The 24,865-nt window shown below is 48.1% G+C and carries 21 protein-coding genes and 1 riboswitch; of the genes, 4 read left to right on the top strand and 17 right to left on the bottom strand.

Translation table 11 applies throughout. The features are described 5' to 3' along the window. Positions 1–35: 35 nt before the first annotated feature. From ACWXW9_RS16640 to ACWXW9_RS16620, 5 genes are all read right to left on the bottom strand, one after another. The gene (locus ACWXW9_RS16640) at positions 36–980 is read right to left on the bottom strand and encodes a metallophosphoesterase (protein ID WP_494930287.1); all 945 of its coding nucleotides are present in this window, start codon (positions 978–980) and stop codon (positions 36–38) included. A gap of 79 nt (positions 981–1,059) precedes the next feature. Further along, positions 1,060–1,869: an AAC(3) family N-acetyltransferase gene (locus ACWXW9_RS16635; RefSeq protein WP_494930340.1), complete on the bottom strand. Its 810-nt coding sequence runs from the start codon at positions 1,867–1,869 to the stop codon at positions 1,060–1,062. A 173-nt stretch (positions 1,870–2,042) separates the two neighbouring features. After that, complete coding sequence (gene sdhB / locus ACWXW9_RS16630) at positions 2,043–2,810, bottom strand: succinate dehydrogenase iron-sulfur subunit (protein ID WP_014277823.1); 768 nt, start codon at positions 2,808–2,810, stop codon at positions 2,043–2,045. A gap of 30 nt (positions 2,811–2,840) precedes the next feature. Further along, a complete protein-coding gene (sdhA, locus tag ACWXW9_RS16625) occupies positions 2,841–4,586 on the bottom strand; it encodes a succinate dehydrogenase flavoprotein subunit (RefSeq protein ID WP_494930286.1) in 1,746 nt (581 codons plus the stop codon). A gap of 107 nt (positions 4,587–4,693) precedes the next feature. Further along, positions 4,694–5,368: a succinate dehydrogenase cytochrome b558 subunit gene (locus ACWXW9_RS16620; protein ID WP_494930285.1), complete on the bottom strand. Its 675-nt coding sequence runs from the start codon at positions 5,366–5,368 to the stop codon at positions 4,694–4,696. Positions 5,369–5,594: 226 nt separating this feature from the next. On the opposite strand from ACWXW9_RS16620, the gene ACWXW9_RS16615 reads away from it, so the two are divergent. Further along, positions 5,595–6,500: a LysR family transcriptional regulator gene (locus tag ACWXW9_RS16615; RefSeq protein WP_025685430.1), complete on the top strand. Its 906-nt coding sequence runs from the start codon at positions 5,595–5,597 to the stop codon at positions 6,498–6,500. A gap of 6 nt (positions 6,501–6,506) precedes the next feature. On the opposite strand, the gene ACWXW9_RS16610 is transcribed toward ACWXW9_RS16615, so the two are convergent. Further along, positions 6,507–7,184, bottom strand: coding sequence for a potassium channel family protein (locus tag ACWXW9_RS16610; RefSeq protein ID WP_431087077.1), 678 nt, complete (start codon positions 7,182–7,184; stop codon positions 6,507–6,509). A gap of 140 nt (positions 7,185–7,324) precedes the next feature. Beyond that, positions 7,325–8,665 (bottom strand): TrkH family potassium uptake protein, encoded by a 1,341-nt coding sequence (locus ACWXW9_RS16605; protein WP_494930284.1) that lies wholly within the window; start codon positions 8,663–8,665, stop codon positions 7,325–7,327. Between the two features lie 337 nt (positions 8,666–9,002). Next, positions 9,003–9,152: riboswitch (cyclic di-AMP (ydaO/yuaA leader) on the bottom strand. 263 nt (positions 9,153–9,415) lie between these two features. On the opposite strand from ACWXW9_RS16605, the gene ACWXW9_RS16600 reads away from it, so the two are divergent. Then, positions 9,416–11,146 carry a CPBP family intramembrane glutamic endopeptidase gene (locus ACWXW9_RS16600; RefSeq protein WP_494930283.1) on the top strand — a complete coding sequence of 577 codons (1,731 nt, stop codon included), beginning with the start codon at positions 9,416–9,418 and terminating at the stop codon, positions 11,144–11,146. Here ACWXW9_RS16600 and uvrC read toward each other — a convergent pair. The 4 genes from uvrC to ACWXW9_RS16580 all read right to left on the bottom strand — a co-directional run bounded on the left by uvrC (position 11,115) and on the right by ACWXW9_RS16580 (position 16,578). Continuing rightward, entirely contained in the window at positions 11,115–13,205 is a 2,091-nt protein-coding gene (gene uvrC / locus ACWXW9_RS16595; protein WP_494930282.1) for an excinuclease ABC subunit UvrC, read from the bottom strand. The genes ACWXW9_RS16600 and uvrC overlap by 32 nt on opposite strands. Before the next feature lie 156 nt (positions 13,206–13,361). Beyond that, positions 13,362–13,679: a thioredoxin gene (gene trxA, locus ACWXW9_RS16590; RefSeq protein ID WP_010347861.1), complete on the bottom strand. Its 318-nt coding sequence runs from the start codon at positions 13,677–13,679 to the stop codon at positions 13,362–13,364. A 119-nt stretch (positions 13,680–13,798) separates the two neighbouring features. Further along, positions 13,799–14,752 (bottom strand): primosomal protein DnaI, encoded by a 954-nt coding sequence (gene dnaI / locus ACWXW9_RS16585; protein WP_494930281.1) that lies wholly within the window; start codon positions 14,750–14,752, stop codon positions 13,799–13,801. A gap of 308 nt (positions 14,753–15,060) precedes the next feature. Further along, complete coding sequence (locus ACWXW9_RS16580) at positions 15,061–16,578, bottom strand: replication initiation and membrane attachment family protein (RefSeq protein ID WP_494930280.1); 1,518 nt, start codon at positions 16,576–16,578, stop codon at positions 15,061–15,063. Between the two features lie 347 nt (positions 16,579–16,925). Here ACWXW9_RS16580 and hemQ point away from each other — a divergent pair, with 347 nt between their 5' ends. After that, on the top strand, positions 16,926–17,705 hold the full coding sequence (gene hemQ / locus ACWXW9_RS16575) for a hydrogen peroxide-dependent heme synthase (protein WP_494930279.1): 780 nt from the start codon (positions 16,926–16,928) through the stop codon (positions 17,703–17,705). A 153-nt stretch (positions 17,706–17,858) separates the two neighbouring features. Here hemQ and ACWXW9_RS16570 read toward each other — a convergent pair whose 3' ends face one another. The 4 genes from ACWXW9_RS16570 to ACWXW9_RS16555 form a co-directional block, all read right to left on the bottom strand. Next, entirely contained in the window at positions 17,859–19,025 is a 1,167-nt protein-coding gene (locus tag ACWXW9_RS16570) for an ABC transporter permease (RefSeq protein WP_494930278.1), read from the bottom strand. Continuing rightward, positions 19,022–20,359, bottom strand: a complete 1,338-nt coding sequence (locus ACWXW9_RS16565) for an HlyD family secretion protein (protein WP_494930277.1) — start codon at positions 20,357–20,359, stop codon at positions 19,022–19,024. Before ACWXW9_RS16565 ends, ACWXW9_RS16570 begins: the two co-directional genes overlap by 4 nt. Before the next feature lie 114 nt (positions 20,360–20,473). Then, positions 20,474–20,980 (bottom strand): MarR family winged helix-turn-helix transcriptional regulator, encoded by a 507-nt coding sequence (locus ACWXW9_RS16560; protein WP_494930276.1) that lies wholly within the window; start codon positions 20,978–20,980, stop codon positions 20,474–20,476. Positions 20,981–21,146: 166 nt separating this feature from the next. Next, positions 21,147–22,337 (bottom strand): NAD(P)/FAD-dependent oxidoreductase, encoded by a 1,191-nt coding sequence (locus tag ACWXW9_RS16555; RefSeq protein WP_494930275.1) that lies wholly within the window; start codon positions 22,335–22,337, stop codon positions 21,147–21,149. Positions 22,338–22,581: 244 nt separating this feature from the next. Here ACWXW9_RS16555 and ACWXW9_RS16550 point away from each other — a divergent pair, with 244 nt between their 5' ends. Further along, positions 22,582–23,586: an NAD(P)/FAD-dependent oxidoreductase gene (locus ACWXW9_RS16550; RefSeq protein WP_494930274.1), complete on the top strand. Its 1,005-nt coding sequence runs from the start codon at positions 22,582–22,584 to the stop codon at positions 23,584–23,586. Positions 23,587–23,746: 160 nt separating this feature from the next. On the opposite strand, the gene ACWXW9_RS16545 is transcribed toward ACWXW9_RS16550, so the two are convergent. Together ACWXW9_RS16545 and ACWXW9_RS16540 are read right to left on the bottom strand one after the other, a co-directional pair. Next, entirely contained in the window at positions 23,747–23,890 is a 144-nt protein-coding gene (locus ACWXW9_RS16545) for a sporulation histidine kinase inhibitor Sda (RefSeq protein ID WP_007431918.1), read from the bottom strand. Between the two features lie 282 nt (positions 23,891–24,172). Further along, positions 24,173–24,829, bottom strand: a complete 657-nt coding sequence (locus ACWXW9_RS16540) for a YheC/YheD family protein (RefSeq protein WP_494930339.1) — start codon at positions 24,827–24,829, stop codon at positions 24,173–24,175. Positions 24,830–24,865 lie beyond the last annotated feature (36 nt).

The following is a 24,865-nucleotide window of genomic DNA, read 5'->3' as shown; positions in this document are numbered from 1 at the left end:
AGTTACAAGCCCATGCTGATGAAACATATAATAGCCTATTGACCGGATTTCAGTGTAATGACACTCAGCTCCGGCCTGCACAGCACACGAATCGGCAGCTTGGTCATACCAATGCCTCTGCTGACATACAGCGGCATTCTGTCGGTCCCTACATGAAATAATCCCTGAATGTACTTGCGTCCACCCGGAGGCGGCATCGGCGCTCCCATGACAGGCAAGCGCACCTGTCCTCCATGCGTATGCCCCGACAGCTGAAGATCAAAGGACATTCTCGCCGCCACATCCGCATAATCCGGCTCATGCATAAGCAGCAGCTTGCACATTTCATCAGACAGTCCGTGTATGGCACGCCGCGGATTGGGTTTGCCCATAATGTCATCCTCTAACCCAACAATCGCCACACGCTGCCCGGCTCGCTCTACAATCGCGTGTTCATTTCTCAGCAACGTAAACCCGGTTTTCGGATATAGCTCCTGTACTCCGGCTGGTAAACCCCGATAATCGTGATTGCCGAGAATGGCGAATTTACCGATTGTGGCGTGCATCGAAGCCATGACCGGAACAGCGGCTTTCATAGATACGGCATAATCATCTACAATATCACCTGTAAAACAAAGCAAATCCGGTTCCAGTCCTGCAATCCGGTCGGCAAGCTTCCGCAGGTCCTGCTCATCCATGTGAAAGCCCAAGTGTACATCACTAAAATGTACGACTCTGATACCGTCAAAAGCCGACGGCAGACGGGGCAAAGATAGCGTAAAACGTGTAATCTCCAAATGATTAGGCTCCCATAAGGAAGCGTACCCTCCGGTTAAAAGCGCGGTTCCAGCTGTCGCTAAAGCGGCTTTTTTCAAAAAACGGCGGCGCGAAGGATTGGCTGGCTCATTTGAAATGGAACGCCGCGAAGAACCGGGAGGGATAGCGGCCTCATCGTGTGGGCCATCCTGACTCTCGCGGCGGATTTGCGGCGTCTTCTCCATATGCGTGCCTCCTTGCTATCTATTCACTATTGTACAGTTTAGATATCTCATGGTTCAAATACCTCATGCTTTTAGCCCTCTAACGGTTGGTGGCTAACCATCGTTCTGCATAGTCTACCAAATCACGCTGCCTCGCTAAAAAACACGATGCATCCCCGATGTTCACCCGCGTAAAGGCTGCGGGACAATCCCGTTCAAAATCAAGCCCAAGCTTGTCAAAATCATCCGAGGATATATTAAAATCCTGAAAAGATACCCATGCTTTCTCCCCGTTCACCATCATCGCGGCCTGATGGGTCGTTTCTTCACGTCCATTGTACGCTGTGCGGTGTTCCGCCAAATGAAAGGACGTGTTGCTGTGATGTCCGCAGCCCAGCAACAGCACATAGGCATCTGCCTCATACAGCTTCGCCAGTGGCGATTGTTCACCCAGCCCGAAATCAAGCTCATGCCCTTCCAGCAAGCGTGAGGCCGCAGGTCCACGGGCCGCAAATGAAACATGCGGGTGTCCACTGCGCAGTGTTCCCGGCAGGCCACGAAACGTTTCCACAATAATACCCATCCCTCCGGTCAGCGTCCAGGCCGGATCATAGGCGGGCATTTCCTCGCGTACAAGTTCCCACCATGACTCATCCAGAGGCGGGTTCATCCATGTCGACGGATCGGTCAGATCATGGGACTGCGTCGGCGTGACCAGCGTTCCTTCCGGGCCAATCGCATCGGTTAATGCCAAAAGAATCGCAGAGGCCCCGCCCGGAACAAAACTGCCAAAGCTGCGCATCGACGAGTGCACAAGCAACGTCATGCCTTTTTGAACCCCCAGCTCCTTTAATCCTTTCAGCACATCCGACCCGGTAACGGGCCGACGCGTCATCGGTTGTACAGTCACCTGTCCAGCCTCCTTTTCTCCAAAAACGATACACAATACCATAATTATACCATAACCGCTGCCCCACTCTCCTCCCTCCATGGTAACTCCTATCTGTCCTGAGCACAAAAAAACAGGCTTTCTCCAGTTCAGGAAAAAAGCCTGTTTTAGTATAAAGCATTCACTGTCTAGTGCTATACGGTCAACCAGCGCTTGAACATATGCTTGGTCGTTTGCTTGTTCATTTCAGCAATGGAGGTTGTCAACGGAATGCCTTTCGGGCAGGAACGTACGCAGTTTTGCGAGTTACCACAGCCTTCCAGCCCGTCGTCCGTCATCAACGCATCCAGTCGCTCCTCCTGATTCATTTCCCCAGTTGGATGACTATTGAACAGGCGAACCTGAGATATCGCCGCAGGTCCGATGAACGTCGTCTTCTCATTGACATTCGGACAAGCCTCCAGGCAGACACCGCAGGTCATGCACTTGGACAGCTCATACGCCCATTGACGCTTCTTCTCTGCCATTCTGGGGCCGGGGCCCAGATCGTAGGTGCCGTCAATCGGAATCCACGCTTTGACCTTCTTGAGCGCGTTAAACATCCGGCTGCGGTCGATGACCAAATCCCGTACAACTGGGAACGTGCTCATCGGCGCAATGGTAATCGGTTGCTCCAGCTTATCGACGAGCGCTGCACAAGCCTGACGCGGCTTGCCGTTAATCACCATGGAGCATGCTCCACACACTTCCTCCAGACAGTTCGACTCCCAGCATACCGGGGCCGTCTCTTTACCATGACTGTCCACCGGGTTACGCTGAATCTCCATCAACGCACTGATTACATTCATCCCCGGTCGATAAGCCAACTCAAATTCTTCCGTATATGGATTCGCATTAGGTTCATCCTGACGGGTCACAACGAACTTTACGGTTTTATCCGATTTCACTGCTTGCTCCGACATCTCATACACTCCCTTCTGTATCTTCCTTAATTACTTGTTCTTGGAGTAATCCCGAATACGCGGCTTGATCAGCGAAACGTCCACCGCTTCGTAGGAGATTTGCGGTCCTTCCGGTGTCCAGTCCGCAATCGTTGTTTTCAGGAAATCCTCATCGTTACGGTCCGGGAAGTCCGGTTTGTAGTGGGCTCCACGGCTTTCGTTACGCAACAGCGCCCCTTTGGTCATCGCTTCGGCCAACTCCATCATATTCCACAACTGACGTGTGAACACCGCACCCGCATTGTTCCAGCGCGAAGCATCATTGATGTTAATGTTGGAATAACGCTCCTTCAGCTCCTTGATCTTGTGGATCGTAGCTTCCAGCTTGTCATTATAACGAACCACGGTCATGTTGTTCGTCATCCACTCGCCCAGCTCTTTGTGAAGGACATAGGCATTTTCTTTCCCGTCCATATGCAAAATACGCTCATACTTCTCTGTCTGCTGGTTGACCGCCGCATCGAACACGGAGGAAGCTATATCCTGTGCGGATTTTTTCAAGCCTTTGATATATTCCACAGCCTTCGGTCCAGCCACCATACCGCCATAAATGGCTGACAGCAGCGAGTTGGCACCCAAACGGTTCGCACCGTGATACTGGAATTCACATTCCCCGGCGGCGAACAGCCCCGGAATATTCGTCATCTGATTGTAATCGACCCACATGCCGCCCATCGAATAATGTACAGCCGGGAAGATTTTCATCGGTATTTTACGCGGATCGTCACCGACGAATTTTTCATAAATTTCAATAATACCGCCCAGCTTCACGTCCAGCTCTTTCGGGTCCTTATGGGACAGATCGAGGTACACCATGTTCTCGCCATTAATGCCGAGCCCATCATCGACGCATACACTGAATATTTCACGTGTCGCAATATCACGAGGGACCAGATTTCCATAAGCCGGATACTTTTCTTCGAGGAAATACCACGGCTTGCCGTCCTTGTACGTCCAAATACGACCGCCCTCTCCCCGTGCAGACTCGGACATCAGACGCAGCTTGTCATCCCCCGGAATAGCCGTCGGATGAATTTGGATAAACTCGCCGTTGGCATAGCGTACGCCCTGCTGATATACCGCCCCGGCAGCCGTACCGGTATTAATCACGGAATTCGTGGTTTTACCGAAAATAATGCCAGGTCCGCCCGATGCCAAAATAACTGCATCCGCTGCAAAAGTCTTCACTTCCATCGTGCGCAAATCCTGCGCACAGATGCCGCGACAGATACTCTCATCATCCAGTACAGCCTGTAAAAACTCCCAGTTTTCATACTTGGTCACCAAACCTTCGGATTCCCAGCGTCGTACCTGCTCATCAAGTGCGTACAGAAGCTGCTGCCCTGTCGTCGCTCCGGCAAAGGCTGTCCGATGATGCTGCGTACCGCCGAAGCGGCGGAAATCGAGCAGTCCTTCCGGTGTCCGGTTAAACATGACCCCCATGCGGTCCATGAGATGGATAATGCCCGGAGCCGCTTCGCACATCGCTTTTACCGGAGGCTGGTTGGCCAGAAAGTCACCGCCATAGACCGAATCGTCAAAGTGAATCCAGGGCGAGTCGCCTTCACCCTTCGTATTCACCGCGCCATTGATGCCGCCTTGAGCACAAACGGAGTGGGACCTTTTGACCGGAACCAAAGAAAATAAATGAACGTGAACTCCTGCCTCTGCCGCCTTGATCGTAGCCATTAGACCCGCAAGACCGCCGCCCACGACAATAATGTTGGATGCTGCCATTTCTGCTCACTCCTTTTTTTCAGGATTTTAGACAAATCCCCTTTTACCATAAGAAATAGAATCTGCAAACGATGTATTGCAAACACGTAAAGTGTGCATTGATTTTTTTACAGTAGCTGTTGAATAGCGTTGTATTGTACCCATGCGGTTGCTGTTTCCTGAAATTCCGCGCTGCGGAATGCCAACAGGGAAGCGATGAAGCCGATGGATACAACCACGAACAAGGTCATGCAGATATAGGAAGATACTTTTTGCGCACGTGGTCCCACCGTAATCCCCCAACTGACCATAAATGCCCATAGTCCGTTAGCAAAGTGAAAGGATGCCGAAACGACACTGATTAAATAAAGGATAAAATAGACTGGATTCGTCACAATGCCATGCATCACGCCGCCTAGCTGCTCATGTGTTACATGACCCAGAGCCACCTGAAAACGTGTATCGTATACGTGCCAGATAATGAACACGAACGTAATCACACCGGAAATGCGCTGAAACAGAAAGCGCCAGTTACGCGAATAGCCAAAATTTTTGACATTCGGATCAGCCTGGTAAGCGATATACAAGCCATAGATTCCATGGAACAGCAATGGCAAGTAAATAAATAACGTTTCAAGCACAATAACAAGCGGCAGACCATTCAGGAAGGCCACGCTGCGATTGAATCCTTCCTTGCCGCCCTCCACCGCTGTGAAGTTGGTCACCAAATGCTCTACAAAAAACAGAGCCAGCGGGATGACGCCAAGAAGCGAGTGCAGCTTTCTGGAATAAAATCCTCTCATCTAGGTAATGCTCCCTTCTCCCAATAATAGCGTTTTCAATAGTAATATAACATATAAAATGACAGTTTCCGACAGGAAATGTCCAACAAGGTGTTCCTTAAAAGGGAAAACAAAGGTGTGAACATCTTGTGTCGCTTTCATGTTACTCCTTTTCGGCTTATAATGGAATTGCAATATACGTATTAATTGTTATGTCTTTTTTGCATATAGAGAGGAAGTGGATGATTTGTTTGAGGATTTGAACGCTTTTGCCGTCATTGTCGAGCAATCCAGCCTGAATAAAGCCTCCAAGCTGCTTAATCTGTCCCAGCCCGCCCTGTCCCGCAAAATCGCCAAGCTGGAGGAGGATCTGGGCGTAAACCTCTTTGATCGACGGGGCAAACGACTCGAAATTACGTCGACAGGCCGATTTGTATATACCTTCGCACTGGAACAGCGGCAGCGCCAGCTTCGCTTTTTACAAAAGCTGTCCCAGCACAAAAATGAAGCCCAGAGTATGCTCACCCTTGGTGCAAGTCTGACGACACTCCAAACGACACTGCCTACTCTCGTCGAAGCTTTCATGAGCAAGCATCCCCAAACCGAGCTGAAACTGCTCACAGGCAAAACCCATGAAATCGTCGCTTTTGTACGCGACAAAAAAGCAGACGCCGGTATTGTCGGGTCTGCCATTCATGAGGCCGGCTTGCGTTGCATTCCACTGTTTGACGATCATTTGGAGCTAGTCGTTCCGATCGGACATGAATTAACGATGAAGACGGGAACGGCTTCGATGAAAGACCTGCAAGGATTGCCAATGATTATTTTTTCCAAAGGAACCTGGTACCGCAGTCTGACCGATGACCTGTTCCAGCGCAGCGGCATCATGCCAGATATCCGTATGGAAATTGACTCGTTCGAGGCGATTGTGCGCCTGCTGCCAACCTGCAAGGCTTCCGCATTGCTGCCCAAATCCTACTTGCGCAGCGAGCTGCTGCGGGATAATGGGCTAACGGCGCTGTACTTGCCTGATTTGAAGGAGACACGGCGCACCACCTCCCTTATCTACTCGGAGACGACCGATCTGGGGCCGACAGCACGGCGCTGGATCAGCGAGACACGTGCATCGTTTGCGGGCTATCGTATGGTGTAGAGGAGATCAGCCTTCCTCGTTCACGTTAACAACCTCGTCCTCGAAGCGGCCGATATTGTCATTGGAGCCGATGATAACCATAATATCGTCCGCTTTTAGCCGATCCATCGCTGTGGGTGCAATCAGGATACCATTCGCCGTATGAAGCGCTACGATGCTGCAACCAAAGCGAGTGCGGGCATTCAGCTCAGATAACGTTTTGCCATGCAGACATGCAGGAACGTTGAGTTCCACAATACTGTATTCCTTGGACAGCTCCAAATAATCAAGCAAGTTAGGCGTAACCAGTTGGTGCGCAACCCGTATCCCCATATCCCGCTCGGGATAAATGACCCGGTCCACACCGAGCTTTTCCAACGCCCGTCCGTGCAGCACAGAAATCGCTTTGGCAACGACTTTGCTCACACCCAGTTCTTTTAGCAAAATGGCAGCCAGGATGCTAACCTGAATATCATTCCCAATCGCAACAATGCCGCAATCGAAATTGCGAATGCCTAGCGATCGTAACGAATCCTCGTCTGTAGCGTCCGCTACGACGGTATGCGTCAACAGCTCACTCATACTATCCACAATATCCTCATTCTGGTCAATGCCAAGCACCTCGCATCCCATATCCACCAATTGCAAAGCCAGGTTTGAGCCAAAGCGTCCCAAACCAATAACCACAAACTGCTGCGTTTTCATATCTACTCGAAAACTCCCTTATCTGAATCAATTTCACAAATGATTAAGCCAACAAAATGTATACTACATATAGACAAATCAAACCATTTTGATCTATATGTACTCTTTATTAAAGCTACTGAGGGTATTATGAAATTGATTCATCCTATAATCATTTTGCCTTCCGGATGACGATATAATTCCTTACCCTTTTTCGGAGTCAGTGCATAAGCCAGTGTGAGCGGACCCAATCTGCCGGCAAACATCGTCAGGGTAATGACCAGCTTGCCTATAACCGTTAAATCAGGTGTAAGCCCCATAGACAATCCCACCGTACCAAATGCAGACACCGTCTCGAACAATATCATCAGAAAATGATGATCCTCGGTTGCTGACAAAATCATCGTCACCCCAATGACAAACAGCAGTCCCAGCAATGTAATGGTCAAAGCCTTGTAAATTCGCCCCTGCGCAAGCCGGTATTTGAACAGCACAATATCCTCCCTGCCCCGCAGCATCGAAATCACGGCTCCAATGAGCAACGCAAACGTTGTCGTCTTAATCCCGCCTCCCGTAGAGCCAGGAGAAGCACCAATAAACATCAATATAATAATGAAAAACTGCGTGGCCTGTCGCAAGCCAGCGATATCTAACGTATTGGCACCTGCGGTGCGGGGCGTTACGGATTGGAATAAAGATCCCAGCAGCTTCCCCCCCCAATCCAGCGAGCCCAGTGTCTTCGGATTAGTAAACTCGAATACAAAGATGACAAGCGTGCCGACTACAATCAGGGCAGCCGTCATACTGAGTACCACCTTGGTATGCAAGGAAAGTCTCCCGCGCTTGCGGTATTCTACCAGGTCCGACATCACCACAAAGCCGATGCCACCCGAAATAATTAGAAACATAGCTGTAAAATTAACAATAGGATCATACACATAACCTGTCAGGCTGCGAAAGTGACCGAATAAATCAAAGCCTGCATTGTTAAACATCGAAATCGCATGCCAGATCCCAAAATAAATCGCCCTGCCCATGGGCATATCAAAGGACCAGCGAATGGCGAATATCGTGGCGCACACGCCCTCAATGATTAGCGAGTACAGCAACACTCTGCGGATCAATCCGACAATTCCCTCAACAGAAGTCTGATTCATCGCTTCCTGCAAAATCAGGCGCTCCCGCAAGGAAATGCGGCGCTTGAACACCAGCGCAATCAAGGTAGCCATCGCCATAAAGCCGAGACCACCAATCTGAATCAGCGCAGCGATAACCACCTGACCAAAGGTGGTAAAGAAGATACCCGTATCCTTAACAACAAGACCTGTAACACAGGTTGCGGAGGCGGCTGTAAACAAAGCATCTATAAATGCAAGCGGCTTTCCCGTTGTATTGGAAATCGGCAGCATTAACAACAAGCTGCCTATAAGAATGATAATGGCAAAGCCCACAACGAATATCTGCGGTGGAGAAAGCCGAAGCCATCTTGCATTGGGATTCATCTATTTATCACTGCTCCTACTTGGTGAATTATGAGCATGGAGACGCTCCGGGTGCAGATTGTTCTTCCGATTGCTGTTACCCCCGGATTTTTTTCTGATTTTATAAGCCCTTTTAATGGTTAAAATCCGGTTATAAAGGCAAACGCTTCGCTTCTTCAGAACAATTCTGCCCCTCCGCTACTGCCAGCTCATAAAATCACCAATCTCTTTTCAGTTTCTTTAGTCCGTTTCTTTTAGAGACAACAGCGATCGGAAGATCAAATGGATCGCGAAGCGGACTTAACTCAGCTACGTTTTAATAACACAAAAAAAGACACCGGAAATCCGAGTGCCTGACTTGGTTCCTGCTCACAGCCTACGAGGTTAGCTGACGGATTCGGGCTGCACAGTATGCCCTATTCACACTTCCGGTCCGGGACCGGCTGTAAAATTCACCCCAGTAACATGGTTCCCCCGTTTTCCTATGGAAATTCGGCTCAAATGTATATCGTTACCTATATATTTCATATGCATTGTCTCAACAGATTATAATCCTTCTATATACAGAGCACAAAACCGATTTCTTCGAAATAACGTTAAATTAGCGGTAATTTGAGAATAGTCCACCTTTAATCGCAGCTTATCTTATTTTATTGAAACTTTATAGTGCTTTCACTCCATTTTCATGAATATCCTAGGTCTGTTGGCGGGAACCTGTGCAGTATGATATCTTTAATGGATGTTCTTATTTACAGATTAAGGAGGAAACTCATGAATCCTATCGGGAAACCGGTCGTGCTCACGGCCAACTTCAAAAGATTAGGCTTGCTGGGCGGGATTGGCCTGATTTGCTTTTTTGTCTTTCAATTGCTTATTCCCTCGTTTAGTAATCCGAATCCGGAAGCACTGACGAATGCCAAGGTCATCAGCAAGCAGGAAGCAGTCATACACGCGCTGGACTTCGCCCGCTCCGAGCTGGGCTATACCGAATCGCAGCCGGAAAAGCCTGTCGTGACCTATCAGGCCGAAACGGACCTGTACGGTTATTTATCCAGAGAAAAGCTGCTTCAACAGTATGACCGTACATGGAAAAAAAGTTATCCTTACGAAACCTTCCGGGTCGATTTACCGGAACCTTCTTCCAAAAGCAAAGTGCAAGTTCATGTGGATTTGTCCACAGGCAAAGTCGTCAGCTTTAAACGAATTACCTCCAGCACCAGTTACACACAAGCTGATATTTCTACGGATGAGCAAGCACGTAGCAGGCTTGTACGTGCAGCCGAGGGAGACATGACGCTGGAAGCAAAGGAGCAGGCAGCGGCAACCTGGGTAAAACGCTTTGGCTTTAAACCATCGGACTTGAAGCTTGCGACATCCGAAGGCGAGGGCGGATTGAAGTACACCGTAAACGACAAAAAAATTGGCTCCTCTGTGCTTACGCTGGCGTTTACGTTTGAAGACGGAAATGTTCGCTCGTTTACACAGAGCTTTTCCGCCCCATCGTCCTATACGGATTATGTCAAAAAGCAAACGTACTGGGCTAACTGGATGACCTACGCAGGCTATGCCTTATTTAGCTTGGTATTAGGCATACTTGCCATCGTATACGCCTCACTCACACGACGCCACACTTCCTTTGTACGTGGCATTGTGCTGTCCATTGTATATTTTGCTGCCAGTATGGCAGGGACATTTAACATACTGCCTATACTGCAAGCAGAAGCAGGCGGTCGGGGAGCACTTATATTTCTTATGATTTTGCAAGTTGTGGTTTCCTTCGTAATGGCTGTAGCGATCTACTTCTCCTTGGTCGGCGGTGACGGGCTGATGAGCAGGGTTGGACTGAATGCCTGGCCACGCGCCAAAGAGCCGGGCTACGGGCTGTATGTGCTTCGCAGTATGTATGTGGGCTACTTGTGGGCCTTTATTTTACTCGGTGTACAATCCATTTTGTTCTTTGTGCTGGAGCGTACGTTTAATACGTTCTCCACAACAGATGCCACACAATCTCCTTACAATATGGCCTATCCATGGTTACTGCCGATTATGGCATGGATGGCAGGCATTGGAGAGGAAGCCGTATACCGTCTGTTTGGTATCCCGATGGTGAAAAAGATGGTGAGAAATACTTTTGTTGCCTGTCTGATTACCACGCTGATTTGGGCATTGGGACACACACTGTATCCAATCTATCCGGTCATTTCCAGACCTATCGAGCTGACCTTCCTTGGATTGCTGTTCAGTTTTGTGTTTCTGCGTTACGGCTTTATTGCCGCCATGTTCAGCCACGTTATTTTTGACAGCATTCTGATGGGTCTTAGCGTGATGAGTCTGGGAGACATGGTAAACCTGACCGCAGGTTTGTTCTGGATCGTATTGCCGGCTATTGTGGGCTACATCATTTACTGGTTTAGTCCAAAGAAGCCAAATCGAGTCATGTTTGAGCCCATAAAAAAAGAAGAGCCGTATTCTACGACTCCTCCTCCCGAAGGGCAGCTATAATCTGACGCGCAAGCTTATCACCAATAGAGAGAGGCCGGAAGTCTTCGACGCTGGCCTCTCTTATTTTTTTAAGCGAACCAAAATGCTTAAGCAGCAGCTTACGCCGCTTCTCGCCAATTCCCGGAATCGAGTCCAAACGAGAGGTTACCATGGATTTGCCCCGTTGCTCACGATGGAATGTAATGGCGAATCGGTGAACCTCATCCTGAATCCGTTGCAGCAGGTAAAATTCTTCACTGTTGCGGGCCAGTGTCACGCCCTCGGGAGAATCCCCCACCAGTAGTTGAGAGGTTCTGTGCTTGGCATCCTTCACCAGACCACACACAGGAATGAACAAACCCAGTTCATTCTCCAACACATCCACAGCAGCTTTAATCTGTCCGCGTCCACCATCGACGACGATCAAGTTCGGACGCTCCAGATTTTCCTTGAGCACACGTTCATATCGACGCCGAATGACCTCACGCATCGTTTCATAATCATCCGGCCCTTGCACCGAACGAATTTTATATTTACGGTATTCCTTCTTGGCAGGCTTGCCATCAATGAACACAATCATTGCCGAGACTGGATCGGAGCCCTGTATGTTGGAGTTATCAAACGCCTCCACCCGATGCAGGCTATCCAGCCCAATCGCACGCCCCAGATTGCTTGCAGCCTTGGATGTCCGTTCCTCGTCCCGTTCAATCAGCTTAAACTTCTCATCCAAAGCGACCCGTGCATTTTCCGTAGCCATACCCGTCATTTGCTTTTTCAGTCCACGCTGAGGCACCAGTACCTTTACATCCAGCCATTCAGCCAGTGCGAGTGCCGCCGTAGCTGGTTCCTCCAGCCCGCCGGACAGTTGGGCTTCTGTCTGGTCCTGATCCGTTGCTTCTCCATAAGAAGCACGCTCTTCGGCCACCAGCAGTGCATCCGCGGAACGCTCGAACGGCTGCTCTTCATTTGGCACATCCGATAATGTCCCTGCTTCTTGTACAGCATTGTTACTAGTCTGTGCAGCTTCCTCGGTTGTTGAAGTGTGAGAAACAGCTTCCGTCACAGCCGATTGACCGACATCACCCTGTTCCGCCTGCTTCATCAGCTTCGGTGTATCCGGCAGCAATATTTCCTGCGGCACCGCCGGGTTATCACTATAATATTGCGTCACATAGGACATAAAGTCGCTGTAGGCCTCGCCGTAAAAAGGAAACGTAGACATATGCCGCTCGATCATTTTACCTTTACGAACATATAGGATCTGTACACACATCCAGCCCTTGTCTACCGAAAATCCGAATACATCGCGGTCCTTCGCATCGGCTGTCGTGATCTTCTGCTTTTCCATCATCGCGTCAATGCTGATAATCTGGTCGCGTAGCTCCTTGGCACGCTCAAAGTACAGTTCCTCTGCGGCCTCCTGCATTTTGCGTTGAAGATCCTTTTTGATTTCCTCATGCCCGCCACTCAAAAAAGAACCGATCTCCTGACCAATCTGTTCATACGTTTCCTTCGCAACCTCTTTCACACAAGGCCCCAAGCATTGATGCATATGATAATAAAGGCACACTTCCTTCGGCATCACACCGCACTTGCGTAACGGATACATGCGGTCCAGCAGCTTCTTCGTCTGATGTGCCGCGTAGGAATTAGGATAAGGGCCAAAATATTTTGCTTTATCTTTCAGAACGCGCCGGGTCACCTCTAACTTGGGGTGCTCCTCGTTCGTAATTTTCAAATACGGAAAAGTTTTGTCATCCTTCAACAGCACGTTATAGCGCGGCTGATGCTTTTTAATCAGGTTGCACTCCAGAATGAGCGCCTCCATATTACTGCCCGTAACGATATATTCAAAATCACGGATATCGGAAACCAGTCTTTGCGTCTTGCCGTTATGGCTACCTGTAAAATAGGAACGGACCCGGTTTTTCAGCACTTTGGCCTTGCCGACATAAATGATGGTGCCCTCGCTGTTCTTCATCAAGTAACAGCCCGATGCATCCGGCAGCAACGCTAATTTGTGCCGTATGTTCTCCAGCGCCTTCTCCTGATTCCGCAAGTCCTCCGCATAAGATTCCATTCGCCAGGTTCCTCCTTCCATTCTTAAATGACTTCGACTACTATATAATATGCAGGAATAATACACAAAAACGCCCCCGGTATTTACAACCGGAGGCATTGACCGTTCATGGCCGCTCCCCAAGCCCCCCGCAGGAGCATGGGTCACATGCGATGATTACTGGTGTTTGGTAAGCATGCTTTTCAGCGCTTCTTTGGAGTTCAGACCCACCACTTTATCAACGGGCTGTCCGTCTTTGAAGACGATCAGGGTAGGAATGCTCATAACGCCGAAACGGGAAGCAGACTCTGGATTTTCATCCACGTTCACTTTCGCGATTTTGACGCTGTCGCCAACTTCTGTGGAGAGATCCTCCAGAATAGGAGCGATCATTTTGCAAGGCCCGCACCATGGCGCCCAAAAATCAACTAAAACGGTTCCTGTACCTTCGACTTCTGCGTTGAAGGATTGGTCGGACACGTTAACAATTGCCATTGTATGTTCCTCCTTTATAGAAAAGTCAAGATTATTATAACCTGTAATTTCTTTTTTGACACCTTTTAATTATATCACAATAGTTTTTTAATTGTAAGATATCAAAATAGCAAATTGATTTACAATGATCCTCGCTGATTTTTCCCTTTAACGGTAATAACATCTACAAAAGGGCGAATCCGGTCCATCAAACGCTGTCCCTTGTACAATTCCTCACCGTCCTTGCTCGTAAAGCTCAGATGCTTCTCCAGTCCTTGCAACGAGTAATTCGAAGTATAAAAGGTAGGCTTGCGGTTCATTCGATAATTTAAAATCGAGCCCATCACATGATCCCGTACCCATGGACTCAAATTTTCGGCTCCAATGTCGTCAAATACGAGCAGATCACAATTTTTAAGCATTTCAGTCGTTTCCTTCAGCTTCTGCCCTTCCTGAATCATGGACTTTAAGTCCTCCACAAAATCAGGCATATACACAATCACACCGTTCAGTCCAGACAAGGCCAGCTCGTGCAGCAGATATCCCATTAAAAAGGTCTTACCCGTACCAAACGTACCTTCCAGGTAGAGTCCTTTTTTGGATAGGCCCTGGCTTTTCGTTTCTTCGATGTAACGGAATAGCTGTGTGACTGCGGGCATACGTTGTGCATCCTTACGTGCAATCTCAAGGGCATTATAGCCTTCCAAGAGCGCACGCTCATCCACATAAAAGCTTTTAATCCGCTGACGCACCCGCTGTTCGTGCTGTGAAGCTACCAGTTTGGCACAAGGGGTACGGATGTCCACCATTTCGGCTGTACCATTTGGGTATTCTACGCCCAGCTTGCAAAAATGTCCCTGAAAATCGTTAGGACACTGTTCGAGTCCCGGACAATTGTCGCAATTTCGACGATCCCGGGCATACTGAAAAAGCATACTCATGTTTAATCGCAGTTGTGTTTCGTCAATATCGGGATGCGCAGCACAAAATTCCTGCACCAGCGGATCATTGAGAACCTGATCGGCCACATTGCGCGTGCGCTGGCGAAACGAAGGGTTCTGCATCTGCTGTAGCAAATCGCCCAGTGATTCCAAGAACGCTCCTCCTTTCTAAAATGTGCAGAGTTATGGGGGAGAGACGCTTCGCGTGCAGATTGTTCTTCCGATTGCTGTTATCCCCGGATTTTTCCTATTGAAATAAGGATTTAAAGGTTAAAATCCGGGGATAAAGGCAAACGCTTCGCTTCTTCAGAACAATTCTGCCCGCTCCGCTGCCGACCGCCATTAAGTCGACACATATTTGAATTGGCTTCGCTTAATATTCTTTTATAGTACCTAATTAGTTTTGGCTTAAAACCAAAGTGTTGGTTTCATTTAAAACAATTTGAGCGTAGAGCTATCCACTACACCTTTTTTTGCTTGCCGGATTGCATCCGTTCGGCCAGGCGCAGCAATTCATCCAGTTCTTCCTCGGATACGGATTCCTCGGAGGGGTGATCCTGTACGATGGGAATGGATGGCTTGGATGGGCCGCTGTTTTTGGCATACGAACGGGAACGGCCTCCGGAAGGAGAAGCGGCGGACTGCTTGCCTTTTACCTTGGCTTGATCACGTATATATTGAACAGCCTTTTCGTAGGTACTTACCTGCTTTAACAGCATATTGGAAGCGACAGCCTCGACAAAGTTGCGGTTAATCCGCTGATCGCTTCCTGATACCAGCAGGGACATTAAATAATGGATAAGTACATTGATGACTTCACCGGGCAGCTTGTAGCTGATATCAATCTTTTCGAATATATCCAGCAGGTTACCGGGAACCGTGCCGGGGAAAAAGGTTTGCAACAAACGACGATAAGGCTCGTTGCGCAGCATCATATTATATTGGTGAATGTCGCATTTGGCTGTGAACTGTGGGGGAACCTCCACATAGAACTCCATCTCCACGGCCTGCTCCGCAGGAGGCTCTTCCGGAGTGGCAGCTTCTCTCTGACGCAGGGCAACCACTTTGGCGGCCTGCACCTGCTGTTCCTCCTGTCGCTTCCGATCCTGTCTGGAATGCTGGCTTGCCCGAAGCTGAAGCTCGTCCAGCAACAAATCGCCTGCTTCGGTAAAAATGCCGTCCTCATCCAGCAGGCGGCTGATGTCCTGTACAGATAAGTCGAATTTGCGAACAACGTAATTGACCATGCCTAGCTGCTCGTGCTCAAAACGCAGACGCTCCACATGCTTGCGGTTGACGGATTCGCGCGGAAAACGGAGAATGATGTCCGCATAATTCAGCCCTTCCTCCGACTCTGCGGCCAAAGCCCCATTGTGACGGCCCGAAGACACCTCGGACAGCGCCTGCTCCAACTCGTAATCAATAACATGGGTGTTCAGCTCAAATAACTCGTAAAACGGAATAGATATATTCTCTTTATTATAGGAAGATTGCGACCATTCCGCAGATTCGCTGCTCCACAGCGATTCTCGCAGAGAAAGCACCGCAAACTTGCCAATTTTGTCTCTCAACAAAAGAGTAAGATGCTGCGTCCTAAAAAAATCGGCAGGCGCAAGCGGTGGCTGCATCTCATATTCATACATATAGTCGTCCGTTTCCGGTGCATACAGCCTGGACGTCTGCAACAGACCGACAGCCTCCAGCTTGGAGGTCTGTTCAATTAGATACTTGCGTCCCTTCTCACTTGGCTCCAGCCCTAGTGTCAGAAAAAGACGACGCTGCTGCTCCAGCGGCGAATAACCGATCTGTCCGGCTGGCACATGCTGGAACAATAGCCGATACAGGCTAACCGCAAATGCGCCTACCATCGGCTGATAGACGCTTCCCAGCATCAATTCATCCAGTGCGCTTAAGCCGAATTCCCGATAAACGCAGTAGCGGTGGTTCTCAGTATAGTGCAGCAGGTTTTTCATCCGCATTCCAACATTCTTCCTTTCCTGACATAACGGTCTCCAAGATGTTTTTCTATTCTATCATACTTGACCCCAACTGAGACCAGCAAAATAAGTCCAATTGTCCTCCTTTTTGGCAGCCTCATTCGTCCGTGTTCCCCTTTTTTCGAGAATACTAACTATTTTACGACTTGTGACCTGCATCACGGAAAAAATAAAATTCTTCACATTTCTTTCATTGGTGAAAATCCTTTATTTGGGCTACAATATAATAGTTAAGCATTACACATTTTTCATTCGCAGGACATACTTACAACGCACATGTTTCGGCCATGCCGATGATTATTTACAGATTTGAAAAAGGAGTGACCATTGTGAACCAACATCAACCTCAACAACCCCCATCAACGCCAAATGAAGTAGCATCCACGCTGGAAGGCTGGTTTGCACTTCACGATTTCCGATCCATCAATTGGACGGCATGGAAAACAGCAGACGATGAAGAACGCGCCGGGGCGCTGGACGAGCTTCAAGAGTTTATGAAGGAATGGAGCGTTACCGAGGAAGCGGGTCTGGGCAGCTCTGCCGTATATACTGTAATCGGACAAAAGGCTGATTTTGTGATGTTACATCTACGCGAAACGCTGGAAGACCTCAACAAACTCGAAAATGAGTTTAACAAAACCACCTTTGCCAAATATACGACTAAAACCTACTCTTACGTGAGTGTGGTCGAGCTGAGCAACTATTTGAGCAAAGAAGAAGATCCGATGCAAAATCCGCAAATTGTTGCACGTCTGAAGCCTGTTTTGAACAAGGCTCGTTATATTTGCTTCTATCCAATGAACAAAAAACGCGATCTGGACGACAACTGGTACATGCTTTCGATGGATGAGCGCCGCACTCTGATGCGCAGTCACGGTTTGATCGGACGCAGCTACGCCGGCAAAGTGAAGCAAATCATTTCCGGCTCCGTCGGCTTTGACGATTGGGAATGGGGCGTAACACTGTTCTCCGATGATGCCCTTCAATTCAAGAAGCTCATCTACGAAATGCGTTTTGACGAAGTTAGTGCCCGTTACGGTGAATTCGGCTCCTTCTATGTCGGCAGCGTGTTGAACGAAGAAACATTTGAAGACATGTTAAAGCTGTAAAACGCAAATCACCAGAACCCTTTTAAAATAAGACTACCAAGGATTTCGTGACTCCCGCTTTAGGGAATGCGGAATCCTTTTTATATGCTGCAAAGCCGCACAAGATGAGAAAAGGCCCCCTCACAGGCGCCTGAAAAATCATATTCTTTGATATTAGTGTAACACAGGTTCAACCATTACAGCTGCACCCTCGCTTTTTGCCAGCTTTCTTTTCTCCAGAGCAATCAGAATAAAGATCAGAAGCAACAAAGCACTTAACAGGATCAAAAATCCTCCAACCTCAGGAATGAAATACTTCAAGCTTCCGCCCTTGAATCCCATCCCTCTCAAAAACTTGAAATGCCAGGTTAATGGAAGAATGTTACTTACATACTGCAACGATGGGGGTAGCATAGCTACCGGCAATTGAGCACCACTCAGCATAAACGAAGGCAATATAAGCAGCATGAGACGCGGGGAAGCTTTTCCCGGATTAGCCGCACTCCATCCCAGAACCATTGCAAACAAACCCAAAGTAATCGTATACATTAGAAACGGAATACTCATCTGCCATACATTGGCTTCAAAACGGAGTCCGCCAATCTGCTTGAGCAAACCAATGGATAGAAAAAAGGATACACATCCTACTACCGCATACGGTATCACCCTCAAAATCAGACCGTATGAATGCTGCAGCTCATCTTTTAATCGTCCTTCCTCCCGTAAGCGAGGAACAATCGTCATCGCAGCAGCACCAATCAGCGAAATCATGATTGTATTCATGAACCCCATAACCGAGGTCATCAGCGTAACGTTGGTGGGATTATACAATAGCCGCTGCTGGAGCAGCATATTGGAGGTAAGCCCTGTAACCTGGCTGTCACTCATTCCCATCCCCTTTAGTCCACCACCAGCCAGCATCGCATTTTCCGTGGCAATGATCTCCGTCACCGCCGACCGCAGATTCCCTGTAGCCAGCCCGACCGTGTTATCTACATAAAAGCCGATGTTGCTCTGGACTCCCTTAACTCTATTCTCCTCCAGACCTGCCGGAAGATAAATCACTGCAAAAAACTTTTCATTATATAAGAGTAAATTCGGATCGGTTTCATTCTCTTGCACATAACGTACATCAATATACTGGGATGCATTTAATTTATTAATAAGCTGTCGGCTATAATTGCTATGATCTAAATCGACTACAGCGACAGAGGCATCATTAAGCTGATTGTTTTTAAAAACAAACCCTAAAGATGCCGATACGACAATCGGGACGAGCAGCATAACGAATACCAGCTTGCCGCTGATCAATAGCTTCCATTCTTCTATAAACGCCTTCATTTCGTCACAACCTCTATCGTCATTCCAGGTAATAATTCAGGTGCTCGCTGAACATCTACCCTTACCTGGAAGGAGCTTATATCCGACAAACCCTTATCCCGGCTCATTCTCATGTTGGTATACTGCGGAGCAGAGGTAACGTATCTCACCTTGCCCTGGATATTTTTGTCTAAAGCTACGACATGTGAAGCCACATTCCCCCCTGCTTTAAACTGTGAGATGGAATCCTCATCCACATAAATATCATAGTATAGCTGGTTGGTTTCAATAACGACGCCTATTGCCCCCGTAGCAACGATTTCTCCCATCTTGGGAACAATGCGGGACACTTTACCGTCTGCGGATGCCTTCAGCACCGTACGTCCGCGCTGCAATTCCAAGGTTTTGAGCTGAACGGTTAATGCCTGCTTTTGTTGAGCCAGAAGATCCACGTTGTATTCACTATTTTTAACATCTTTACGTGTTTGGGAGGTCTGGGTAAGTGCTTCCTTGGCCTTTTCTGTTTTGATGCGGGCCTGTTCGCGTTCCTCTGCGGTTGCGCCTGCCTCCATTTTTTCCAGAGCGGTTTGCTGCTGGGCGATACTATTTTTAGCAATGTCGGATTGTTTGCTGGCCGCAGTAATCTGGTTATTGGCAATCTCCACCTGATCCCGGGCTGTATCTAGCGCAATTTGTGCAGAATCCAGTTGGTTTTTAGCGTTATCCAGCTCCGCCTTGGTTCCAGCCCCAGCATCGTACAAAGCTTTGATACGGTTGTAATTGACTTTAGCCAGTTCCAGCGCCTGTTGTCTGGAGGTCACTGTCTTTTGCGCGATCTCTGCATTTCTCTTGGATGTCTCCACTCCTGTCAGAGATGCGTCCAACGATTGCTGCGCTGCTTCAATAGCCAGCTTTTGCTTCTGGATATCCTCCACACGTGTGCCTTGGTTCAACAGGGATTCTCCCGCTTGCGCAGCCTGAATATCGAGTTGCCCCTGTTTTTCTGAAGTCGAAATTTTCTCCGACTGATTTTGCAGTCCGTCTTTAGCCTGCTTTATTTTTACATCAGCCTGCGCGATATCCGTTTTTAATTTCTCAATTTGCAGGTCGAGGTCCACAGGATCGAGGGTCATGAGCACATCCCCTTTTTTCACCTGTTGTTCCTCCTTCACCTCAATGGTGTTCACTCTTCCCCCAACGCCCTGAAAGGCAGCATTTACGGTATCTGCCGTAAGCAGCGTGTTTTTTTGTGTGGCAGCCATACTTACAGCATCCTTGCCGCTCATAGCCATCAGCGTACCTCCAGTACCTAACGCGGCAACAAGTATAACGTACACAATGATCTTTTTATTCATTGCTATGAACTCTCCTTCATGATGATTTAGCCAATAATAAGCGGAAAATGATTGTTCAAAAACAAGTACGCAATCTGATAGTACGACGTCTAACTATTAGTCTTGGGAAAGGTATTATTCCCGTTTTATTCGCTCCAGACCTGTGGAAAGCTTCTGTAGCATCCCAGCGAAGTGGACATGATCTTCCTTCGTAAATTCCTTCAATAAATCCGAAAAAAGCTGAATGAACATCGGAATTCTTTCCGTCATTAACTGTCTTCCTTCCTCAGTCAAGTAAATCGCAGTCATACGGCGATCTACCAGCGTACTTCTTCGGATGATACCGTCACGTTCCAGCTTGTCGATTACACTGGTTACGGTTGAACGTGTAACTCCTGAATATTCGGCCAGTTCAGATGGAGTCAACGCACGTTCATGCAGATACAGCGGAATTAAAATTTTCAGACTTCCAATCGATAGTCCATATTCGGACAGTCTGGAGCACACACCATTGTATACTTCATGAGCTGTCTGCATGAAAAGCGCTAGCGTACTCAACGATTGGGGGTCCACATGGGGAAATTTTTCTGCCAATAAATTTATCTTTTTGGGATCACCCTTGAAGTTAAAATCAGAATACAACGTGAAGGCCCCCCTCTGTAATTAATATCCACACTATACGTCGCCGTATAGTTATGTGTCAATACCCTTTTTAGGGGTACATTAATAAAAAAGGTTTCCAAGCTCCCTGGCCAGGAATCATGGAAACCTTCTCAATGCATAAGATTTTTTGATGTCATGCTCAAGCTTAGAAAAACCGTCCCTTTTTCAGCACCAGCGGAATCCCACCAATGATGAACAGATAGCGGATATCCACAATTTTTTTCAGCTGTGCGGCAATCCAGCCCTTTATTTTGCGATTGCCCACGACTGCGACAGCCTCCCCTTTTCCAAGAGAAGCAACCGTTCCTTTATTGGAAAATACGAACTTGTGCAGCTCCTTTTTCCGTAGCGTAGCTGCTAAATTCTTCGCACAGAGTACCCCTTGCTGCATCGCAATTTGGGCGGTCGGCGGATACGGACGTCCTTCGGGATTAAACATTAAAGAACTGTCCCCGATAATGAAAATGTCCTCATGACCCGGTGCACGCAGAAAATCGTCGATCTTCACACGTCCGCGCATCACTTCAAATCCGGCTTTCTCGATCAGACCGTTACCACGAATACCTCCAGTCCACACGACCGTGCAAGCTTCGATTTTCTCACCCTCACCGACAATGACGCCATCCTCAAGACATTCCTTAATGGGAACACCGATACGGAAGGTGACGCCCTTGCGCTTGAGAACATCCATCGCGTATTCTACCAGCTCCGGATCGAAGCCCGGCAATGCCGTAGGAGCCGCCTCGACGTTAATAATTTGAATCCGGTTAAAATCAATATCATAGGCTCTTGCCAATTGCGGCAGACGATCCGCCAGCTCCGCTACGAATTCAATCCCGCTAAAGCCCGCACCTCCGACTACAAAATTTAGCCGTCCGGGGTTCCCGTCATTTTTATACAGGGCAAGCTGGTATTCGACATGCTCACGGATCAAGCGGACCGAGTTAATACTTCGAATCGTAAGCGCGAACTTATCCATCCCCTGAATACCGAAGGTTTCCGGTTCCCCGCCCAATCCGATTACCAGATAATCGTAGGATAGCGATCCATCCTCCAACACGATTTTTTTCTCCTTCGGTATGATTTCCTTAACCGTCCCTTTGATTAGATCCACCTTGAACTCATCGATCAGCTGCGAAATCGGAATCCGTGAATGCTCGATCGTATCCGTACCCGCCGCAGGCATGTGGAGATGCGTTGTTATATAGTGGTAATCATGGCGGTTAACCAGCATGACATCCGCCTCGTTGTGCTTGAGCTCCTTTTGCAATTGCTGAGCCGTCAAAATACCGCCATACCCGGCGCCCACAATGACAATTTTGGGAATACTGCTCATGCTTCTACCCCTTCCGGTTTACGTAATCAGTGATTATTCACAGCTTTGCTCTCAATATGACTAATTTATACACGCCGGATAACCTTCATCAAAATATTAATCACTTAAACTTTCCAAGCGGAACCCGGCAGTTTATAATGATAAACAGTGAATCATGCGTTCGGCGGCTTTCTTAACCTCTATGCGGCTGATTCTACATTCAATATCCATTATCCATACTATCCCTTTCGGAGGTGTTTTTAGAGTGACAGCTCAATCCACAGGTGCGGAACTCCGCGATCTGATTATCATCGGAGGCGGTCCAGCCGGTATTTTCGCTGCTTTCTACGGGGGAATGCGTCAGGCATCCGTCACCTTAATTGAAAGTATGCCCCAACTCGGGGGCCAGCTTGCAGCCCTTTATCCTGAAAAATATATTTACGATGTCGCTGGCTTTCCTAAAGTGACTGCACAGGAACTAGTCAACAATCTGGTTCAGCAGATGAACCACTTTAATCCAGAAGTACAGTTAGAAGAGAAGGTCGTATCATTAGAGAAAAAGGAAGAACACCACTTCATCGTCAAAACAGATAAAGGCGGCGAGTATCACGGAAAAGCGGTCATTATTACCGCTGGCGTGGGTGCTTTCGAGCCGCGCAGACTGGAACTGCCGGGCGCAGATCGTTTTGAAAAAACGAACCTGCATTACTTTGTCAGCGACCTGAGCAAATTTGCAGGCCGGAAAGTGCTGATCAGCGGCGGCGGCGACTCTGCGGTAGACTGGGCGCTCATGCTGGAACCGATTGCAGAACAGGTTACATTGATTCACCGCCGCGACAAGTTCCGTGCGCATGAACACAGTGTAGAAAACCTCCTCGCTTCCAAAGTAAACGTCGTTACACCGACTGAAATTACAGAGCTGCACGGGGAAGACTCGATTACGAAGGTTACCCTTGCTCATGTAAAAACCAAAGAAACTCAGGAAATCGAAGTGGACGATGTGATCGTTAACTTTGGATTTGTATCAACTCTCGGCCCGATTGCCGAATGGGGAATCGAAATCGAAAGTAACTCCATCGTGGTCGATTCCCGTCAGGAAACGAATATTCCCGGCATTTTCGCCGCAGGGGACATTACGACTTATCCAGGCAAGCTCAAGCTGATTGCTGTCGGCTTCGGTGAAGCGCCTACAGCCGTCAACAACGCCAAGGTTTATGTTGATCCGGACGCCAAGCTGTCCCCGGGGCACAGTAGTAACATGAAACTGTAGTCTATTCTAGACTATGACAAAAAAGGGTATTTTACTCCAAATTTGAATTATTGGAGTGAAATACCCTTTTCTACGGTGTGCCTATTCGTTGCAGTGATTGTCCGTAAAGTCATTCGAACCCTGAATGACTTCACAGTCGCAGTACGAGAGCTTGTCCGGTCTAATGAAGGACTACGGCTGTATTCATCTCTAAGTTTCTTTTGTGAATCTCAGCCAGCAACAGTGCAATGAAGTCACATTCAAGTTTAAGCTCGATTGCCATCTGATAGGAATCCAAAAGCATTTCATCCGTCAGCATAGCCATCCTCGACACAACCTTTCCTTTTATTTCAAAATCTATTCTATCAAAATACCAAAAACGGAACAAGCGTTCTGTTATCCACAGCATGTTGTGGAAATCCTGTGTATAAATTGTTGGTAAGTGTCGTTAACCCATATATGTGACAGGGGATAATGTGGACAATACTTATACACAGGGTTTTGACGCTTCTAAATAAAAAAAATATTTTTATAATTTACACATATATATTATATTTACAATCTAATAAATTGAATTTCATGGAAGTTAATTTAAGTAATTCAACAATTATTGGGGTCTTGTGTTTACCTCCAAAATCCATATCCGTCCATTCGGATCAAGCCCATAATCAAATCCCAATTGTCCAATCCCCGGAAATCTGCCCTCCAGTACAGGAATACACCGCTGGGTAAGATTAACGATTTCACGTCGCTTTCGGGCAGCTACCCGACGGGGATAAATTATCCGAAGCGCATTCATTCCCTTCATCAGAGTTCCCCCTTTGCAGAGGTTCGTAATAACCAGTCCAGGGCGAGCATGACGTGCGACCACCGACCGGAAACCCCATCTCTGGCCCACCTTCACCACTTTTACCCGATAGTCAACCGGTCTGCCCTGAATAGTGGCCAACCTAATACCCTGCTGAATCAAATACGGACGCTGGAGCCGGAGCTTTCCGATTCCGACAGCAAGCGCTCGAAAGCTACTGAACCGGTATATGCGTTCCATGCGCGTGCAGGTGTATTCCCTGCGTTCCTTAGCCACTCGCATAACTCCGATTCCACCGCCGCCCTTCACGGGCTTTATGAATACAAAGCCATACCGTCTTAGCATCATGCGCAACTGTTCCTCGTTATAAAGACTGGTTTCCGGTATATAAACGGCGGTATGTGGATGGTGCAGCAGCGCCTTCGTCTTTAACCATTTGCTTGCAAGTTGTCTCATCATACCCTTTCTCCTTTCGCCGTCAGGTATACTTAT

The sequence above is a fragment of the Paenibacillus sp. LT-B23 genome, from assembly GCF_059417685.1.
The sequence above is the reverse complement of the archived record's forward strand: the minus strand, read 5'-3'. Positions and strand labels throughout refer to the sequence as shown.

Bases quoted from the DNA above. Each gene is read 5' to 3' on its own strand.
- ACWXW9_RS16640 (WP_494930287.1), bottom strand. From the start codon at position 980: ATGGAGAAGACGCCGCAAATCCGCCGCGAGAGTCAGGATGGCCCACAC.
- sdhB (WP_014277823.1), bottom strand. From the start codon at position 2,810: ATGTCGGAGCAAGCAGTGAAATCGGATAAAACCGTAAAGTTCGTTGTG.
- sdhA (WP_494930286.1), bottom strand. From the start codon at position 4,586: ATGGCAGCATCCAACATTATTGTCGTGGGCGGCGGTCTTGCGGGTCTA.
- ACWXW9_RS16620 (WP_494930285.1), bottom strand. From the start codon at position 5,368: ATGAGAGGATTTTATTCCAGAAAGCTGCACTCGCTTCTTGGCGTCATC.
- ACWXW9_RS16610 (WP_431087077.1), bottom strand. From the start codon at position 7,184: ATGAAAACGCAGCAGTTTGTGGTTATTGGTTTGGGACGCTTTGGCTCA.
- ACWXW9_RS16605 (WP_494930284.1), bottom strand. From the start codon at position 8,665: ATGAATCCCAATGCAAGATGGCTTCGGCTTTCTCCACCGCAGATATTC.
- ACWXW9_RS16600 (WP_494930283.1), top strand. From the start codon at position 9,416: ATGAATCCTATCGGGAAACCGGTCGTGCTCACGGCCAACTTCAAAAGA.
- uvrC (WP_494930282.1), bottom strand. From the start codon at position 13,205: ATGGAATCTTATGCGGAGGACTTGCGGAATCAGGAGAAGGCGCTGGAG.
- trxA (WP_010347861.1), bottom strand. From the start codon at position 13,679: ATGGCAATTGTTAACGTGTCCGACCAATCCTTCAACGCAGAAGTCGAA.
- ACWXW9_RS16580 (WP_494930280.1), bottom strand. From the start codon at position 16,578: ATGCGGATGAAAAACCTGCTGCACTATACTGAGAACCACCGCTACTGC.
- ACWXW9_RS16570 (WP_494930278.1), bottom strand. From the start codon at position 19,025: ATGAAGGCGTTTATAGAAGAATGGAAGCTATTGATCAGCGGCAAGCTG.
- ACWXW9_RS16565 (WP_494930277.1), bottom strand. From the start codon at position 20,359: ATGAATAAAAAGATCATTGTGTACGTTATACTTGTTGCCGCGTTAGGT.
- ACWXW9_RS16555 (WP_494930275.1), bottom strand. From the start codon at position 22,337: ATGAGCAGTATTCCCAAAATTGTCATTGTGGGCGCCGGGTATGGCGGT.
- ACWXW9_RS16545 (WP_007431918.1), bottom strand. From the start codon at position 23,890: ATGGCTATGCTGACGGATGAAATGCTTTTGGATTCCTATCAGATGGCA.
- ACWXW9_RS16540 (WP_494930339.1), bottom strand. From the start codon at position 24,829: ATGAGACAACTTGCAAGCAAATGGTTAAAGACGAAGGCGCTGCTGCAC.